This window comes from Actinomyces sp., assembly GCF_030524025.1.
GTDB lineage: Bacteria > Actinomycetota > Actinomycetes > Actinomycetales > Actinomycetaceae > Actinomyces.
In genome coordinates this window covers 1-16,984 of sequence record NZ_JAUNHI010000002.1, presented here as the reverse complement: position 1 = coordinate 16,984, position 16,984 = coordinate 1, and the positions used below count along the sequence as shown (strand labels likewise).

Here is a 16,984-nt window from a genome sequence, read left to right as displayed (position 1 = left end):
GTCACGTCGTGTGCAAGCCCATGCCGGGATGGCCGGGGCCCGCCTCGGGCGGGGTGTCCGGGGTGTGGGGGCACGGCCGCCTAACCTGTGATCATGACCCAGACCGTGACGCCCTCCGAACCGGAACCCGCGCCCGTGGTCCTGCCCGATCTCGCCGGGGACCTTGGCGCGCTCACCCTCGCCCTGGTCAACGCGCCCTCGGTCTCGGGGGGTGAGGCCCCGCTGGCCGACGCCGTCGAGGCCGCCCTCGGGGCGCTGGGACACCTCGAGGTCAGGCGACACGGCAACACCGTGGTGGCCCGCACCCGCCTGGGGCGCCCGGAGCGGGTGATCATCGCCGGCCACCTCGACACCGTCCCGGTCTCCCTCAAAACGGCCAACGTCCCCGGACGCCTCGAGGAGTGCGGGGGCGAGCCGGTCGTATGGGGGCGCGGCAGCGTCGACATGAAGGGCGGAGTCGCCGTCTGCCTCCACCTGGCGGCCACGCTGACCGCCCCGACCCGGGACGTCACCTGGGTCTTCTACGACAACGAGGAGGTCAACGGAGACCTCAATGGCCTGGGCCTGGCGCTGGAGGCACACCCCGACTGGTTCGCCGCCGACCTGGCGATCCTGTGCGAGCCCACCGGCGCCGTCATCGAGGGAGGGTGCAACGGGACGCTCCGCCTCGTCCTCGACGTGCCCGGCTCGGCCGCGCACTCGGCGCGCTCATGGCGGGGCGCCAACGCCATCCACGCCGCCGGCGAGCTGATCGCCCGGGCGGCGGCCGCACCGGTGCGCACCGTCGAGGTCGACGGCCTGGCCTACCGGGAGTCCTTCAACGTCGTGCTCATCGAGGGCGGCATCGCCATGAACACGATCCCCGACTCCTGCCGCCTGCACGTCAACTACCGCTACGCCCCGGACCTCGACGCCCGGGAGGCCTTGGACCGCGCCCTGCGGATCATGGCCGGGCGGGACCCCGGGGCCGGCGGGGAGCCCTCCGCCATCGAGGCGAGCACGGGGCCCGTCACGGTGCGGGTCGACGACCTGTGCGAGGCGGCCAGGCCGGGGCTCGACTCGCCCCTGGCGGCCGGGCTCGTCGCCGTCGTGCGCGACTCCGGGGGGACGGTCGGCCCGAAGTACGGGTGGACCGACGTCGCCCGCTTCTCAGCCGCCGGCATCCCGGCGGTCAACCTCGGGCCGGGGGACCCGATGCTGTGCCACACCGACGACGAGCACTGCCCGGTCTCCCAGGTCGAGCGGGTCACCTCGATCCTGCGGACCTGGCTGGGATGAGGCGCGCGCCCGGCGCGGGCCGTGACACGGGGCGGGGCTTGAGGAATCATGCCGCTATGACCCGAGAGACCTACCGCAAGGGACCGGTGCTGCTGCGCGGCACCCAGATCCCCGAGCAGACCACTGACGCCCGCCTCCTGGACCGCCGGGGCGAGACCGACTGGCTGCACTCCGATCCCTGGCGGGTCCTGCGCATCCAGTCCGAGTTCGTCGAGGGCTTCGGCGCGCTGGCCGAGCTCGGTCCGGCGATCAGCGTCTTCGGCTCGGCGCGCACGCCCGCCTCCGACCCCGCCTACACCCTGGCCGAGCAGGTCGGCGCCGGGCTGGCGCGCTCGGGCTACGCCGTGATCACCGGTGGAGGGCCGGGCATGATGGAGGCGGCCAACAAAGGCGCCCACGAGGCCGGCGGCGTCTCGGTGGGCCTGGGCATCGAGCTGCCCCATGAGCAGGGCATGAACGACTACGTCGACCTGGGCGTCAACTTCCGCTACTTCTTCGCCCGCAAGACCATGTTCCTCAAGTACTCCGACGGATTCGTCGTCATGCCCGGGGGACTGGGCACCCTCGACGAGCTCTTCGAGGCCCTCACCCTCGTCCAGACCCAGAAGGTCTCCTCCTTCCCCATCGTCCTGGTCGGGACGGCCTTCTGGGAGGGCCTGATCAGCTGGATCCGCTCGACGCTGGTCGACACCGGCGTCATCTCCAACGGCGACCCCGGGCTGCTCCACCTCGTCGACACCGCCGAGGAGGCTGTCAGCTACGTCGTCGGCGCCGCCCAGCAGATGCGCGCCGATGAGGCCCGGGCCGCCGGCCTCATCTGACCCGGCGCCCCGGTGGGTGCTGCCCCACCGCCCGACGTGCTGGCCACGACCGTGCCAGGACGGCGCAGGCGGACGGTGAATCGTGGGTTGGGCCACGTTCTGCCAAGAGCCAGGGGCAACATGTCGTAGAATGGTATGGGCGGCGCGGCGATGAATCTGCGCCGAGTCATTGAAAGGGGACTACATGGCTGCCATGAAGCCCAGGACCGGCGACGGACCACTCGAAGTCGTCAAGGAAGGTCGATCCATCATCATGAGGATGCCGCTGGAGGGTGGCGGTCGTCTGGTCGTTGAGATTACGCCCGACGAGGTCAAGGAGCTCCAGGAGGCGCTGGCCTCCGTCAAGGTCTGAGCCCCGCAGTCCGCGCGGCGGCTCCGTTGTGGCATGTGCCACGCACTGGCGAGGACCGGGCCCTCAGGGGCCCGGTCCTTAGAGCGTGCTGACGGTGTCCTGGCAGTGACCTGCCAGTGCCTCGCTCCTGTTCCGCCCGCCGCGGGTCGGTGCCGACCCGCGGCCCGGCCGTCGCCCAGGGGCGGGAACCGTTCAGATCTGCCGGACCGACACGAGCAGCCCGTCCTCGACGGGAAGCAGAGAGGTGAGCAGGTCCTCGCGGTCCCGCAGCTGCTTGCCGAGCTCGCGGGCCGCCACTGTCAAGGCGTCCCGACGCGCCGGATCGGCCACGTGGTCCCTCCACAGGGCGTGGGTGACGGCGAGCACGCCCCCGACACGCAGCATCCGGACGGCCGAGTCCGCCAGCGCGGCGGCCTCGTCGGGCTCGACGTCGAGGACCACCATGTCGTAGGAGCGCTCGGCCATGCGCGGCATGACGTCCGAGGCCCGGCCCCGGATGACCCGGGTGCGCGAGCCGGGGTGACCGGCGGCGTCGAAGGCCCGCCGGGCCTCGCGCTGGAGCTCGGCCTCGACGTCGATGGTCGTGAGCATGCCGTCGGCGCCCATCCCGTCCAGGAGCCACAGGCCCGAGACCCCCGTGCCCGTGCCGATCTCGGCGATCGACTTGGCGGCCACCGAGGCCGCCAGCATCCGCAGCGCCGCGCCGGTGGCGGGGGAGACGGGGGTGAGCCCGAGCTCGATGCCGCGCAGCCTGGCCTGTGCGGCATGCTCGCCCTCGCGGGGGAACTCCTCCGTGTAGGACCAGCTCAGGGTCTTGTCTGCGCTCACCGTGAGTCCCTTCCATGGAGTCGTGGGCATGACCGTGCGGCACCGCCGAGTTTCAGAGGCGGGGCGCCGCACCCGGGCCCATTGTTCCAGGTCCTGGGCGCACCGGCGTGTATCGCCGGTGGCGATGCGCGCCGACGCGGGGGCGGACGGCGTGCCTGTCACCGTCGGAGCCTCCCTATACTGACCGCGTGTTTGGCATCTCCGGAGCGGAGTTCTTCGTCATTGTGCTGGTGGCCGTCATGGTCGTCGGTCCGCAGCGCCTGCCGGAGTACACCCGCAAGCTCACCCAGGCGGTCCGTCGACTGCGCGTCTTTCTCGACGACGCCAAGGTCCAGATCGCCGAGGAGGTCGGGCCCGAGCTCGGCGACCTCGACCTGTCCGACCTCGACCCGCGCAACTATGACCCCCGCAAGATCGTGCGCGACGCCCTGGGTGAGGACCTCGACGCCATCCGCCGGGACCTGGCCAACCCCTTCCAGTCCGTGGCCAAGGCGGCCAAGGAGTCCGGTGACGCCGCGGTCGCGGCCGCCGCGGGCGCCAAGGGGGCCAAGACCCTGTCGACGATGATCAAGGACAAGGCCGAGGAGACGCGCCAGGCCAATGCCGCCCGCCGGGCGGCCGCAGCGGCCGACAAGGACCTCGCTCAGACCGAGGCCGAGGGGCAGGCGGTGATCGCGGAGATCCCCGAGGTCCAGCAGGTTGAGCCGGTCGAGTCGGACGAGCCTGGCGAGGCGGCAGAGCCTGCCGAGTTGGCAGAGCCTGGCGAGTCGGTCGAGGAGCCGAGCGAGGCCCGAGCGGCCGAGGAGTCGAGTGGGGCCGGCCCGGCTGAGGCTTCGGGCGAGGACTTGGCGGAGGTGCCGGGCGAGGCCGGCCCGGATGACGAGGAAGCCGCAGGTGAAGCGCCGAGCGAGGCGGCCCCGCGTCGTGGCGTCCTGCAGGCCACCGGCTCGGAGGAGGACCTGGCCGAGGACCCGGCACCGGTGCCCTCGAGCCTGACCGAGCCCGGAACTGCCGACCCCGTGCCGGCACGGCCGGTCTCGCCGCGCGACATCGTGCAGGCCGCACGGCTGGCCGCCCGCACCCGGGCCGAGGCGGCCGAAGTCGTCGTCGACGCCTGAGCGCCGCCGTCGAGGTTCCGGGCCGAACGGACCCGGGCGGGCCGATGGCCCACCGGCTGTTCAGCCGACCGGGCTGACACCCAGGTTGCGTCCCGCCAGGCCCCGAGCCCGGTGGCCCAGCCGCTTGGCGAGCGTCACGAGCTCAGCGGCGGCGGGGGAGTCCGCGCGCGGCGCACCCTCCTGGGCGATGACCGCGGGGGTGCCGGCGTCGGAGCCCTCCCGCAGCGCGATGTCCAGCGGGAGCTGTGCGAGCAGAGGAACCTCGTAGCCCAGGGCCTGCGACAACGACTCCGAGACGGCGCGGCCACCGCCGCTGCCGAAGACCTCGACCCTGCTGCCGTCGGCCTGGGACAGCCACGACATGTTCTCAATGACCCCCACGACGCGTTGATGGGTCTGGGTGGCGATGAGCCCGGTGCGCTCGGCGACCTCGGCGGCAGCCGTCTGCGGGGTGGTGACGACGAGGACCTCGGCCGCGGGAAGCAGCTGGGCCACTGAGATCGTCACATCCCCCGTGCCCGGGGGCAGGTCGAGCAGCAGGACGTCCAGGTCGCCCCAGAAGACATCGGTGAGGAACTGCTGGACGGCCCGGTGCAGCATGGGCCCGCGCCACACCACCGGCTGGCGCTCCTCGACGAACATGCCGATCGAGATCACCTTGACGCCGTGCGCGACCGGGGGCACGAGCATGCCGTCGAGCTGGGTGGGGATCTGGTCGACGCCCAGCATCCGGGGGATGGAGAAGCCGTAGATATCGGCGTCGACCACCCCGACGCTCAGGCCCTGGGCGGCCATGGCCGCCGCCAGGTTCGCCGTCACCGAGGACTTGCCGACGCCTCCCTTGCCGGAGGTCACGGCGTAGACGCGCGTGAGGTTGCCCGGCTGGGTGAAGGGGATGACCGGCTCGGCAACGCCGCCGCGCAGGCGGGTGCGCAGCTCGGCGCGCTGCTCGTCGGTCATGACGCCCAGGCGCACCTCGACCCCGGTCACGCCCTCGACGGCCCCCACCTCGGTGCGGGTGTCGGCGGTGATCGTGTCCTTGAGCGGGCACGTGGCCACGGTGAGCAGGACTCCGACGGTGACGGCGCCGTCGTCGGCGACCTCCACCGAGTCGACCATGCCGAGCTCGGTGATCGGGCGGCGGAGCTCGGGGTCGATGACCCTCCCGAGCGCCTCGTACACTGCGTCGGTCGATGGAGTCGGCATACGCCCCATCCTAGATGTACTCCCCTGTGGCTCTGTCAACGCCCCGGGGCGGGGCCGGCCCCGTCGTCGGTACGGTCATCCCGGTCCTCCCCGCGTTCCTCACCGCGGTCATCGTGGATCTCCTCGCGGGTGCGACGCTCCTCGGCCAGGATCTCCTCGAGCATGCCCCGCAGCTCGCTGCGCACGAAGTCGCGGGTGGCGACGTCGTTCATCGCGTAGCGCAGCGAGGCGATCTCCCGGGTGAGGAACTCGGTGTCCTCCAGGTTGCGCTCGGCGCGCTGGCGGTCCTGCTCGGCGGTCACCCGGTCGCGGTCGTCCTGGCGGTTCTGGGCCAGCAGGATGAGGGGAGCCGAGTAGGAGGCCTGGAGGGAGAGCATGAGGGTCAGGGCCGTGAAGCCCAGCTCGGCCTTGTCGAATCTCAGGGGCTCGGGCCCCCAGGAGTTCCACGCCATCCACAGGGCGACGAAGACCGTCAACCAGATGAGGAAGGTCGGGGTGCCCGAGAACCGGGCGATCGCCTCGGCGATGCGCCCGGAGGTGTCGGAGCGGGCGTTGCGCCGCGGTCGCGCCCACCGCAGCCTGCGCGAACGTCCCTCCGACAGGGGCTGGTCGAGCTGCTCAGCCATTGGCGCTCCTCTCGATCATCTCGTCGGTGACGGCCTCGTCCGCCTCGCGCCAGTCGTCGGGCATGAGGTGGTCGAGGACGTCGTCGACCGACACGGCGCCCAGGAGGCGGTCGGCGTCGTCGACCACCGGCAGGGCGGTGAGGTTGTAGGTGGCCAGGAGGCGGGTGACCGTGCCGATGGAGTCCTCGGCGTGCACCCCCTCGAGCGCCTTGTCGAGCAGGGAGCCCACCATCTTCTGGGGCCGCTCGCGCAGGGCCCGCTGGAAGTGGACCATCCCCAGGTACTTGCCCGTGGGCGTCTCCAGGGGCGGGCGGCACACGAAGGCCACCGCCGCCAGCGCCGGTGTCATCTCGGCCTTGCGCGCCTGGGCGAGGAACCCGGCGACCGTCGCCTCGGGGGGCAGGATGATCGGCTCGGTGGTCATGAGCCCACCGGCGGTGTACTCGTCGTAGGTGAGCAGGCGACGCACGTCCTCGGCCTCCTCGGGCTGCATGAGCCCCAGGAGCTCGGCGGCCTTGAGCTGGGGGAGCTCGGCGACGAGGTCGGCGGCGTCATCGGGCTGCATGGCGTCCAGGACATCGGCCGCGCGCGGGGCGTCCAGCCCGGACAGAAGCGCGACCGCGTCGTCGTCGGACAGCTCCTCGACGGCATCGGCCAGGCGCTCGTCCGACAGCTCGGCGGCCACCTCGAGCTGGCGCGCCAAGGGCAGGTCGGACAGGACGTCGGCCAGGTCGGCGGCCTTGAGGTCCTCCAGGGTCGCCAGCAGCGCGGTGGCGCTCTGCTGGTCGGCCGACCCCGCCAGGCCCGACACGTCCTCGGGACGCACCATGAAGGTCTCGCCCCGGCGCAGCCCCAGGGGGCCGGAGGCGGCGCGCTGGACGAACAGGCGCGTCACCTTCCAGTCCATGCCCCGGTCCCGCTCGATCGCCACGTCGCGGATGGTCACCTGCCCGGTGCCGTCGCGCATCGTGACCACGCGGTCGAACAGCTCGCCGAAGACGAGGGTCTCGACATGACGCTGCTCGAAACGCCTGATGTTGACCAGCCCCGTCGTGATGACCGCACCCGGCTCGATGGCCGTGACCCGCGACAGGGGCAGGAAGACACGACGCCGCCCCGCGACCTCGATGACCAGGCCGACGGCCCGTGGCTCGCCCCGTAGCGCGATGAGCGCGACGACGTCGTGGACCTTGCCGACCGCGTCCCCCAGGGGATCGAAGACGGTGGTGCCCACGAGACGGGCGATAAAGACCCGTGAGGTGCTGCGCGTCCTGGTGTTCTCCACGAGCACAGCCTATGCGCCCTGGGCATGAGCGAGCGCGCGCAGGGCCCGGCGCCGTGCAGAGGCGTGCGACGATGGGGGCCATGAGCAGCTTCTCCTCACCGACCGCGCCGATGCCCGTTGGTGGTGGCGTCATGCCCCGGGGGACCGAGGTCGCCTCCTTCGCCACCTACCCGGAGGCGCAGCACGCCGTCGACGCCCTGAGCGACGACGGGTTCCCGGTCCAGCACCTGGCCATCATCGGCACGGACCTGCGCCAGGTCGAGCACATCACGGGCCGGCGCAGCTGGGGGCGCACCATCGCCTCGGGAGCGGGCTCGGGCCTGTGGATCGGGATCTTCTTCGCCGCGATGATGATGTTCCTGGGCCCCTCGAACAGCACCGGCGTGACCGCCGGCGCAGCGGTGTTCATGGGCGTGGTCTGGGGCATCTTCTTCCAGGTGGTCTCCTACGGGCTGACCCGGGGCAAGCGCGACTTCACCTCCTTCAGCCAAGTGGTGGCCTCGCGGTACTCCATCCTCGCCTCCGCCCATGCCCAGGAGGCCGCCCAGGCCCTGGCCGACGTGCCCGGGAACCTCTCCCGGGGCGGGGAGATGGCGCGCCGCGCCCAGGAGCGCCGCGCCGCCCGCGCCGAGGCCCGCGGCGACGGGCCGACGGCCTTCGGCTCCCGGCCCGACGAGAAGCCCCGCTTCGGCGTGCGGCTCTCCGAGGGCGAGGATCCGTCGCGGTACACCGCCGTGGGCGCGCGCCCCCCAGGCGGTGACGGCCCGGAGACGGGGAGCCGGGACGCAGCCGACCCCGAGAACCCCTCGGCCCCCCAGGGCGAGTGAGGCCGCGATGACAGTACCTGTGGGCCTGTCGACCTCCTCGGTCTACCCGGGCGGGGCCGAGGCCACCTTCGCGCTGGCGGCCGAGCTGGGCTACGACGGCGTCGAGGTCATGGTCTGGAGCGAGAAGGCCACCCAGGACGCCCGCATCCTGGAGGGGCTCGCCCGGCGCTACGACCAGCCCGTGCTGGCCATCCACGCCCCCACCCTGCTGCTGACCCGCTCGGTCTTCGGGGTCGACCCCTGGGACAAGGTCGACCGCTCCATCGAGCTGGCCCGGGCCGTGGGCGCCCCCAACGTCGTCCTCCACCCCCCGTTCTTCTGGCAGACGCGCTACGCGCGCAGCTTCGTGCGCGGGGTCGATAGGCGTGAGGCGATCACGGGCATGCACCTGTGCGTGGAGAACATGTTCACCTGGAGGCCCCGCAATGCCCACTCCTCCCGGGACTTCCAGGCCTACTCGCCGACCTGGGACCCCGTGGGCCAGGGCTACCGCTCGGTGACCCTCGACATCTCCCACGCGGCGACCTCCGGCTCGGACGCGCTGGCGATGACCCGCTCCCTGGGGCCGACCCTGCGCCACCTGCACCTGACCGACGGCGTGCCGGGCTTCCTCGACGACCACCTCCTGCCCGGGCAGGGGACGCAGGACTGCGCCGGCGTCCTGACCTACCTGGCGGCCACCGGATTCGAGGAGCGCGGCGGCCAGGTGGTGGTCGAGGTCAACACCCGCTCGATGAGCGCCTCCCAGCGCCGCGAGGGCCTGGCCAGCGCCCTGGCCTTCGCCCGCGAGCACCTCGAGGGGGAGGGGCGCACCCAGGACGTGCACGTCCCGGTGCCCACGCGCAAGCGCTACCACCGCTCCTGAGGCCGCGGGCTCGGGCGAGGGCGTCTCAGGCGATGAGGCCGCAGACCCAGGCCTCGACCTCCTCGACGGTGCGTGGGATGGCGGCGGTCAGGTACTCGACCCGCCCGTCGGGGCGCACGACGACGTCGTCCTCGATGCGCACGCCGATGCCGCGCAGCTCGGCGGGCACGAGCAGGTCGTCGGCCCGGAAGTACAGGCCGGGCTCGATGGTGAAGACCATCCCCGGCCGCAGCGGCGCGTCCATGCTCATCTCCCGGCGCGCCTGGGCGCAGTCGTGCACGTCGAGCCCCAGGTGGTGGCTCGTGCCGTGGACCATCCAGCGGCGGTGGTACTGGCCCTCGGGGCCCAGGGAGTCGGCGGCGCTGACCCCCTCGGGCAGCAGCCCCCACTCCTCGAGGCGCGCGGCGATGACCTCCATGGCGGCGGCGTGCACGTCGCGGAACAGGCAGCCCGGCTCATTGGCCCGGGCGAAGGCGGCGTCGGCGGCGTCGAGGACCGCCTGGTAGACGCGGCGCTGGGGGGCGGTGAAGCGCCCGTCCACCGGGATCGTGCGGGTGACGTCGGCGGTGTAGAGGGAGTCGACCTCGACGCCGGCGTCGACCAGGACGAGCTTGCCGGGACGCACCTGGCCGTCGTTGGCGATCCAGTGCAGGGTGTTGGCGTGGTCGCCGGCTGCGGCGATCGTGTCGTACCCCAGCCCGTTGCCCTCCTCGCGGGCGCGCGCCCCGAAGGCCCCCTCCAGGACCCGCTCGCCGCGCCAGTGGCCGGTGGCGCGGGGGATGGAGCGGATGAGCTCCTCGAAGCCCGAGGCGGTGGCGTCGACGGCGCGCTGGAGCTGGTCGACCTCCCAGTCGTCCTTGACCAGGCGCAGCTCGCTCGTGGCCTCGGCCAGGGCGTCGTCGACCTCCTGGGCCCCCTGGCCGTGGGCCAGCCCGGCGGACTGGCGCACCTGGTCGACCAGGGCGGTGACGGCGGCGTCGGCCTGGGCGACCACGCGCAGGCCCACCGCACCGGGACCAGCGTCCTTGGCCAAGCGGTCGGCCAGGGTGTCGATGTGGGCGCAGCGGATGCCGGTGAGCGCCTCGACCTCCTCAATGGAGGGACGCACCCCGACCCACAGCTCGCCGTAGCGGGCGTCGGCGTAAAACTCCTCGCTCGAGCGGGAGGCCCGCGGCCGGAAGTAGAGCACCGCCTCGTGGGTGGGCTCGCCCCCGGTGTTCTCCTGGCCGGGCACGGTCAGCGGCTCGAGGACCAGCACGGCATCGGGCTCGAAGTCGGTTCCGGTGCCGGTCAGGTGGGCGAAGGCCGAGTGCGGGCGGAAGCGGTAGTCGCAGTCGTTGTTGCGGGTCACCAGGGGACCGGCCGGGATGACGAGCCGCTCGGTGGGGAACAGCGACCCCAGGGCGGCGCGGCGCGCGGCCGCCCAGGGGGCGGCGTCGGCGGGCTCGGGAAGCTGAGCGGGACGCGGCCCCCAGCCGGAGGCGATGAAGTCGCGGAAGGCCTTGTTGCTGGGCTGGCGCGAGCGGTTCGAGCCGCGCTCCGACACGGGCTGAGCGGCCTCCTGCTCGACATTGAGGGAGGCGTTGTTGTGGGATTCGGTCATACGCCCATCTTGGCACCGGCGTCCTCGGGGAGACGAATCCCTGTAAGGCGACGCGCCTCGGCCAGGACCCGCACGCAGGCCGCCGAGGCCGAGGGCGGGTGCAGCGGGGAGTACCGCTGGCCGGTGGACACCAGACGGCACACCTCGGCCAGCTCGCGGGCCAGCACCGGGCCGGTGCCGGCCACCGAGAGGTCCTCCTGCCCCTGGGGGGTGTGCAGGGTGATGGTGCGCGGCCACTGGCAGTCGTCGAAGGACAGGGACATCGTGTCAGAGGCGATGGCCGAGCCCGTTGAGGCCGTGGAGGTCTTGGAGTGCAGGCACACGACCTGCAGGTCGGTGGGGGAGCCGTCGGGAAGGACGTCGTAGTCCAGGGTGATCACCCCGTGGGAGTCCACGCCCGAGTCCAGCAGCCGTGCGCCGGCCCCGATCCGCGCGGGCGGGCCGAACAGGTGGATGGCCAGGGACACCGGGTAGACGCCCAGGTCCATGACCGACCCGCCAGCCTTGGCCGGGTCGAGGACCGCGGGCAGGGCGCCGGCCCGGTAGGCGGGCATGCGCGAGGAGAACTGCTCCTTGACGAGCACCGCCCGGTGGGGTCCCGGCCCGTCGGAGAGCAGGCGCGGCAGGGTCTCGCGCAGCACCCTCGTGCCGGGCTCGAAGGCCGTCAGCCAGGCCTCCATGAGGAAGCGGTCGTGGCGCTGCGCCGCCTCGACCATGGCGTCGGCCTGAGCGGGGGTGATGGCGAAGGGCTTCTCGACGACGACGTGGAGTCCCGCCTCGAGGGCGGCCAGGGCGTGCTCGGCGTGCAGGACGTTGGTCGAGCCGATGTAGACGACGTCGGCGGGCGAGGAGCCGCCCGGGCGGCACTGGCGCACGAGCTCATCGAAGGTCGGCCACGCCGCCCCGATCCCGTGCTCGGCGGCGAAGGCCGCGGCGCGCTCGGGCCGCCCGGAGGTGACCGCGACGACCTCGGCCTGCGGCACCGCGGCGACCGCCTCCATGAACCAGCCGGAGATGAACCCGGTGCCCACCACCGCGAAGCGCACGGGCGGGGCTGTTGCCCGGGTCTCGGCGCCCGGGCGGGTGCCGGGGTCATCGGTCGGCGGGGGGCAGGGCGGGGCCGTGGCGCTCATGGACCGATCCTGCCACCGACCGCCCGGGCGCGGACGTGGAACAGCGCCGCCCGAGGGCCGAGCGGCCGGGCGTGATCGGGGCCAACGGTGGCCGGCTCGGCGCGGGCCGCCGCGCCCGGCCCTCCCTACACTGGGCGACGTGCGCATCGACCCCCACACCCATTCGGCCTGCTCGGACGGGACGGACAGCCCCGCAACCCTCATGGCCCGGGCGGCCGAGGCGGGGCTCGACGTCGTGGGCCTGACCGACCACGACACGACCGCGGGCTGGGAGGAGGCCGCCGGTGCCGTCGGCGCGACGGGGGTGGCCCTGCTGCGGGGGACCGAGATCTCCTGCGCCGTCGACGGGGTGACGCTCCACCTCCTGGCCTATCTCTTCGACGCCGACGCCCCCGGCCTGGCCGAGGCCTTCGAGCTGGCGCGCGCCTCGCGCTCGATTCGTGCGCGCCGGATGGTCGAGCTCCTCGCCCAGGACTACCCGATCGCCTGGGAGGACGTCGAGGCCCAGGCCGCCGGGGCGGTGACGATCGGCCGGCCGCATATCGCCGACGCCCTCGTGGCCGCCGGCTCCTTTGACAGCCGGGGGGCGGCTTTCGCCGGGCCCCTGGCCACCGGCAGCCCCTACTACGTGCACCACTGGGCGCTGGACCCCGTGCGGGGCTGCGAGCTGGTACGGGCCGCCGGCGGGGTGCCGGTGGCTGCGCACCCCCGCGCCCGGTCCCGCCAACGCCGACTCGTGCCCGACGCGGTCTTCGCCGACATGGCCGACGCCGGGCTGGCGGCCCTGGAGGTCGACCATCGCGACCACGGTCCGGCCGAGCGCGAGCAGGCCCGCGAGCTGGCCCGGTACCTGGGTATCGGGATGTCCGGCGCCTCGGACTACCATGGCGCCGGCAAGCCCAACCGGCTCGGCGAGAACCTCATGCCCCCTGACCTCCTGGAGCGGATCGTCGGGGAGGGCAGCATTCCTCTTGTGACCGCCTGACAGGCCACTGGCGAGGTCGCCGGTGCCCTCGATGGCATTTCCCGATTGGATATCCCAGACACACCCATGCTCGATTCCGTCTTCAACCTCACGCTTTTCGCCACGTCCTTCACGACGGTCCTGGTCATCCAGGACCCGCTCGGGGCGATCCCCATCTTCCTGTCCTTGACCAGCCGGCAGACCGATGCCGAGCGCAAGCGCTCGGCGTGGCACGCCACGCTCGTGTCCTTCGCCGTCATCCTGCTGTTCGCGATATTCGGGCGGTACATCCTCATGTTCCTGGGGATCACGGTCCCGGCGCTGCAGATCTCGGGGGGTCTGCTCCTGCTGCTCGTGGCCCTCGAGCTGCTGACCGGCAAGATCGAGGAGACCCCGGGCCCCGAGGGCGGAAACGACAATGCCGCCCTCGTGCCCCTGGGCACGCCGCTCCTGGCGGGCCCCGGTGCCATTGTCGCCGCCATGGTGGCCGTCGAGTCGGCCGCGACCCCCGTCATCGGCTGGGTCTCGGTCACCGCGGCGATCATTGTCACCCATATCGTCATCTGGCTGGCGCTGCGTTTCTCGGTGGGCCTGCACCGCGTTCTGGGCGACTCGGCGATCCGCGTGCTCACACGCATTTTCGGTCTGCTGCTGGCGGCCATCGCCGTGCAGATGATGGCCGACGGCGTCTTCGCCTACATCAGCACCGAGCTGTGAGCCCGGGGCGGTGGAGGTGAACTCGTTGCTCGGGGCTCAGTCCTCCGTGGTGATGGGACGCCCGCCCCGGGTGCGCTGGCGGGTCCGGCGCGGCCGGCCGGTCGTCTCCTCGCCGTCGGCCCGCGTGCGGGCGGCACTCGTGCGGCCCCGGCCCGAGCGGGAGGCCGAGCCCCGCGTCTCATCGTCCGTGCGCCGCTCGCCGCGGGCGGGGCGCTCGCCGCGGCCCGAGCGTCCGCCGCGACCCGTGCGACCGCCCCGGCCGGAGCGTGCCTCACGACCACGGCGCCCGGTCTCACCCAGGTCCTCGATCGCCTCGGCCTCGAGCCCGGCCAGCGTGCGCTGGTCGCGCGGCAGCTGGCCGGTGACGCCCTCGGGGATCGACAGGTCGGTGTAGAGGTGCTCGGAGGTGTGGTAGGTCTCGACCGGCTCGGTCATGGGCAGCCCCAGGGCCTTGGCGATCATCCTCCAGCGCGGGATGTCGTCCCAGTCGACGAAGGTGACCGCCGTGCCGGAGTTGCCGGCGCGACCGGTGCGGCCGATGCGGTGGACGTAGATCTTCTCGTCCTCAGGGCACTGGTAGTTGATGACGTGGGTAACGTCGTCGACGTCGATGCCGCGAGCGGCCACGTCGGTGGCCACGAGGACGTCGACCTTGCCCTTGCGGAAGGCGCGCAGGGCCTGCTCGCGGGCGCCCTGGCCCAGGTCGCCGTGCAGCGCGGCGGTGGCGAAGCCGCGGGAGGCGAGGTCGTCGGCGACGCGGGCGGCGGTGCGCTTGGTGCGGGCGAAGATGATCGTGCGCCCGCGCCCGGTGGCCTGGAGAATGCGCGCCACGACCTCGACCTTGTTGAGGGCGTGGGTGCGGTAGACGACCTGCTGGACCGTCTTGACGGTCATCCCCTCGTCACCGGGGTCCTGGGCGCGGATGTGCGTGGGCTTGGTCATGTAGCGCCGGGCCAGGGCGACGACGGCGCCGGGCATCGTGGCGCTGAACAGCATCGTCTGGCGGTCGGAGCGGGTGCGCGCCAGGATCTTCTCGACGTCGGGCAGGAAGCCCAGGTCCAGCATCTCGTCGGCCTCGTCCAGGACCACGGTGGTCACGTGGGTGAGGTCGAGGAGGGCTCGGTCCATGAGGTCGATGAGTCGGCCGGGGGTGCCTACGACGATCTCGGCCCCCTTGGCCAGGGCCTCGATCTGCGGCTCGTAGGCCCGCCCGCCGTAGACCTGGGTGATGCGCACCGTGCGCTTGGCCGCTGCCATCGTCAGCTCCTCGGCGACCTGCTTGGCCAGCTCACGGGTGGGCAGGACGACAAGGGCCTGTGGGGAGCCGGCGGCCGGGTCCTCGTCCCAGCCCTCCTCCCCGGGGCCCAGGGTGTCCATGAGCAGGGGCAGGCCAAAGCCGAGGGTCTTGCCCGTCCCGGTCTTGGCCTGGCCGATGATGTCCTGGCCCTCGAGGGCCACCGGGAGGGTGAGGGCCTGGATGGGGAAGGGGTGGATGATCCCCTTGGCCGCCAGCGCCTCGCAGATCTCGGGCTCAACACCGAAGTCGGCGAAGGTCCGGCGCGTCAGGTCGGTCTGGGCGCCCTCGTCGGTGATGTCCGGGGTGGCCTCGTCCAGGACGGGGGCATGGGCGCCGGCGGTCTCGATGATGCCGGAGGCCGCCTGGCTGGGCTCCGGGACAGTTGTCTCGGTCTGGTTCTCGTCGCTCACGAGCTTCCTCATGTCTGATGTTCTGAGGCCGCGGGCGCTCGCGATGACCACTCGGTGCCGGGCACGGACAGCCCGGGGGAGTGGGCGCGAGTGGGTGCTCCCGGGAGCGTGCGTCGCGGCCGTGGGTGGCAGCCGATCGTGAATCGTGTCCCGCTGCGGGCCGGGGCCGCCGGGACCTGGCTGCTGGACGACCGGGCAACCGTGGACGCGCTCAGGGTAGCGGCAGGTGGCCGCGTGCGCTTGTCCGCCCGACCGGGAAGGCGCCTTGACGTGGGAGAACTCACGAGTCCGGGACCCTCCTCCTCCCCGAGATCGGTAGATATGGCACCTCGAGATCGGGACTAATGACACCTCGAGATCGGGACATATGGCACCTCGAGGTGTCATTAGTCCCGATCTCGGCGAGGGGGTGGCCCCGGAGTCGTGGCGCCCAGGCGGTGTCGCCCACCCCTTGGACTCACTCCTCTAGGCTGGGCGGCATGACCTCGCCGTCCCCTTCCCCGCAGCACCCGTCCCCGTACCTCACGGCCGTCATCGGCGTGGCCTGCCTGTCGTGCACCATCGCGAGCACCCGCTACGCCAAGGACGCGGACAAGGCGCCGGCCATGGAGCAGAGGGTGGAGCTGCTGCGCATGAGTGCCGAGCGGGTTGAGGCCTTCGAGTCCCTGGCCGCCACCGGCCGGGATGCAGGTGTGGACGCCTACGCGGCCGCCCAGGGCTTCGTGGGCATGTTCGACGACGTCGACTCCAGGCTGCGTCCGCTCGACTGGCAGGAGCGGCTGGTCAAGACCTACCTGACCTTCGGGATGCTCGTCGACTTCTCGATGGCGCTGGCCGACGGACTGCCGCAGCCGGTGCGCCTCCGGGTGCTCGATGCTTTGAGCGTCGACCGTTTCGGCGGTTTCGCCGCCCGGGAGCTGGAGGCGGACATCGCCGCCGATCCGCAGCTCGCCGCCCGCCTGGGCCTGTGGGGCAGGCGGGTGGTCGGCGAGGAGATCGGCACCCTCCAGCGCGTCATCGCCCGTGAGCCCGACCTCGTTGCCGGGGGAGCGGACGCAGCGAGCCTGCGCACGGTGCTGTCCCAGGGGGCGACCTCCCGCATGCGCGGGCTGAGCCTGAGGATGTGACCCCCGGGGCCGGGGCAGGCCACCCCGTGGTTGTCCGGGCGCACCGGGCCCGTGGTCGCGTCCTTCCTGGCACACTGGGGGGGACCACGTCATCGACGACATGAGGACCCGCACATGTTCGTACGCCGAGAGGCCATCGCCGTCCGCTGCGACCACGAGGGCTGTGACCGCATGGTCGCCCACCGGGTGGTCGACACCGTCCACGACCCCGACGGCACGGCCATCGAGCGGGTCCTGGCCTTGAGCTACACCGAGAGCGACGCCCTGCGGGCCGCCGAGCGCGACGGGTTCAAGATCCTCGCCGGCCACGTGTTCTGCGAGAAGCACAACCGCGTCTGAGCTTCGGGCCCGGACGCCGCTCCTCGCGCCCCGCTTGCACGGGTCCCGGCGCGGCACTACGTTTCCGGCTTGCAATCACCGGGTGTCCTCATCACACACCCGGCCCGGTCGCAGGCGTCGACGCGTGTCGACGGGGTGCGTGTCTTAGTGTGGTGTTGCTTCCCGCTGGTGGTTCGTTGTCGTTGATG

General features: G+C 72.6%; 17 protein-coding genes. 10 read left to right on the top strand and 7 right to left on the bottom strand.

All coding sequences use genetic code 11. The features are described from left to right. The first annotated feature begins 93 nt into the window (after window positions 1-93). The 3 genes from dapE (at window position 94) to Q4C85_RS01145 (ending at window position 2,451) form a co-directional block, all read left to right on the top strand. Window positions 94-1,278, top strand: coding sequence for a succinyl-diaminopimelate desuccinylase (gene dapE / locus Q4C85_RS01155; protein ID WP_303138782.1), 1,185 nt, complete (start codon window positions 94-96; stop codon window positions 1,276-1,278). Between the two features lie 56 nt (window positions 1,279-1,334). Next, entirely contained in the window at window positions 1,335-2,099 is a 765-nt protein-coding gene (locus tag Q4C85_RS01150; protein WP_303138780.1) for a TIGR00730 family Rossman fold protein, read from the top strand. A gap of 184 nt (window positions 2,100-2,283) precedes the next feature. Then, complete coding sequence (locus Q4C85_RS01145; protein WP_303138778.1) at window positions 2,284-2,451, top strand: DUF3117 domain-containing protein; 168 nt, start codon at window positions 2,284-2,286, stop codon at window positions 2,449-2,451. Between the two features lie 192 nt (window positions 2,452-2,643). Here the strand turns inward: Q4C85_RS01145 and Q4C85_RS01140 are convergent, their stop codons facing one another. After that, the gene (locus Q4C85_RS01140; RefSeq protein WP_303138776.1) at window positions 2,644-3,279 is read right to left on the bottom strand and encodes an O-methyltransferase; all 636 of its coding nucleotides are present in this window, start codon (window positions 3,277-3,279) and stop codon (window positions 2,644-2,646) included. Between the two features lie 188 nt (window positions 3,280-3,467). Here Q4C85_RS01140 and Q4C85_RS01135 point away from each other — a divergent pair, with 188 nt between their 5' ends. After that, window positions 3,468-4,397: a twin-arginine translocase TatA/TatE family subunit gene (locus tag Q4C85_RS01135; protein ID WP_303138774.1), complete on the top strand. Its 930-nt coding sequence runs from the start codon at window positions 3,468-3,470 to the stop codon at window positions 4,395-4,397. A gap of 60 nt (window positions 4,398-4,457) precedes the next feature. On the opposite strand, the gene Q4C85_RS01130 is transcribed toward Q4C85_RS01135, so the two are convergent. From Q4C85_RS01130 to Q4C85_RS01120, 3 genes are read right to left on the bottom strand one after another with little or no spacing between them, the layout of a single operon-like run. Then, the gene (locus tag Q4C85_RS01130) at window positions 4,458-5,603 is read right to left on the bottom strand and encodes an Mrp/NBP35 family ATP-binding protein (RefSeq protein ID WP_303138772.1); all 1,146 of its coding nucleotides are present in this window, start codon (window positions 5,601-5,603) and stop codon (window positions 4,458-4,460) included. 35 nt (window positions 5,604-5,638) lie between these two features. Then, window positions 5,639-6,229 carry a DUF1003 domain-containing protein gene (locus Q4C85_RS01125; RefSeq protein ID WP_303138770.1) on the bottom strand — a complete coding sequence of 197 codons (591 nt, stop codon included), beginning with the start codon at window positions 6,227-6,229 and terminating at the stop codon, window positions 5,639-5,641. Then, window positions 6,222-7,514, bottom strand: a complete 1,293-nt coding sequence (locus tag Q4C85_RS01120) for a CBS domain-containing protein (RefSeq protein WP_303138768.1) — start codon at window positions 7,512-7,514, stop codon at window positions 6,222-6,224. The genes Q4C85_RS01125 and Q4C85_RS01120 overlap by 8 nt, the downstream gene beginning before the upstream one ends. Window positions 7,515-7,594: 80 nt before the next feature. Here Q4C85_RS01120 and Q4C85_RS01115 point away from each other — a divergent pair, with 80 nt between their 5' ends. Together Q4C85_RS01115 and Q4C85_RS01110 are read left to right on the top strand one after the other, a co-directional pair. Further along, window positions 7,595-8,341 (top strand): general stress protein, encoded by a 747-nt coding sequence (locus tag Q4C85_RS01115; RefSeq protein ID WP_303138767.1) that lies wholly within the window; start codon window positions 7,595-7,597, stop codon window positions 8,339-8,341. A gap of 7 nt (window positions 8,342-8,348) precedes the next feature. Continuing rightward, window positions 8,349-9,206 carry a sugar phosphate isomerase/epimerase gene (locus Q4C85_RS01110; RefSeq protein WP_303138765.1) on the top strand — a complete coding sequence of 286 codons (858 nt, stop codon included), beginning with the start codon at window positions 8,349-8,351 and terminating at the stop codon, window positions 9,204-9,206. Between the two features lie 25 nt (window positions 9,207-9,231). Here the strand turns inward: Q4C85_RS01110 and Q4C85_RS01105 are convergent, their stop codons facing one another. After that, the gene (locus tag Q4C85_RS01105; protein ID WP_303138763.1) at window positions 9,232-10,809 is read right to left on the bottom strand and encodes an aminopeptidase P family protein; all 1,578 of its coding nucleotides are present in this window, start codon (window positions 10,807-10,809) and stop codon (window positions 9,232-9,234) included. Beyond that, entirely contained in the window at window positions 10,806-11,942 is a 1,137-nt protein-coding gene (locus tag Q4C85_RS01100) for a Gfo/Idh/MocA family protein (protein WP_303138761.1), read from the bottom strand. The genes Q4C85_RS01105 and Q4C85_RS01100 overlap by 4 nt, the downstream gene beginning before the upstream one ends. Window positions 11,943-12,081: 139 nt before the next feature. Here Q4C85_RS01100 and Q4C85_RS01095 point away from each other — a divergent pair, with 139 nt between their 5' ends. Together Q4C85_RS01095 and Q4C85_RS01090 are read left to right on the top strand one after the other, a co-directional pair. Then, entirely contained in the window at window positions 12,082-12,927 is an 846-nt protein-coding gene (locus Q4C85_RS01095) for a PHP domain-containing protein (protein ID WP_303138759.1), read from the top strand. 66 nt (window positions 12,928-12,993) lie between these two features. Beyond that, entirely contained in the window at window positions 12,994-13,623 is a 630-nt protein-coding gene (locus Q4C85_RS01090; protein ID WP_303138757.1) for a MarC family protein, read from the top strand. A 36-nt stretch (window positions 13,624-13,659) separates the two neighbouring features. On the opposite strand, the gene Q4C85_RS01085 is transcribed toward Q4C85_RS01090, so the two are convergent. After that, on the bottom strand, window positions 13,660-15,330 hold the full coding sequence (locus Q4C85_RS01085) for a DEAD/DEAH box helicase (protein WP_303138755.1): 1,671 nt from the start codon (window positions 15,328-15,330) through the stop codon (window positions 13,660-13,662). Between the two features lie 479 nt (window positions 15,331-15,809). Between Q4C85_RS01085 and Q4C85_RS01080 the strand changes: the two genes are divergently transcribed. Continuing rightward, the gene (locus Q4C85_RS01080; protein ID WP_303138753.1) at window positions 15,810-16,457 is read left to right on the top strand and encodes a ferritin-like fold-containing protein; all 648 of its coding nucleotides are present in this window, start codon (window positions 15,810-15,812) and stop codon (window positions 16,455-16,457) included. Window positions 16,458-16,571: 114 nt separating this feature from the next. Next, window positions 16,572-16,796: a hypothetical protein gene (locus Q4C85_RS01075; RefSeq protein WP_303138752.1), complete on the top strand. Its 225-nt coding sequence runs from the start codon at window positions 16,572-16,574 to the stop codon at window positions 16,794-16,796. The last annotated feature ends 188 nt before the right edge of the window (window positions 16,797-16,984 follow it).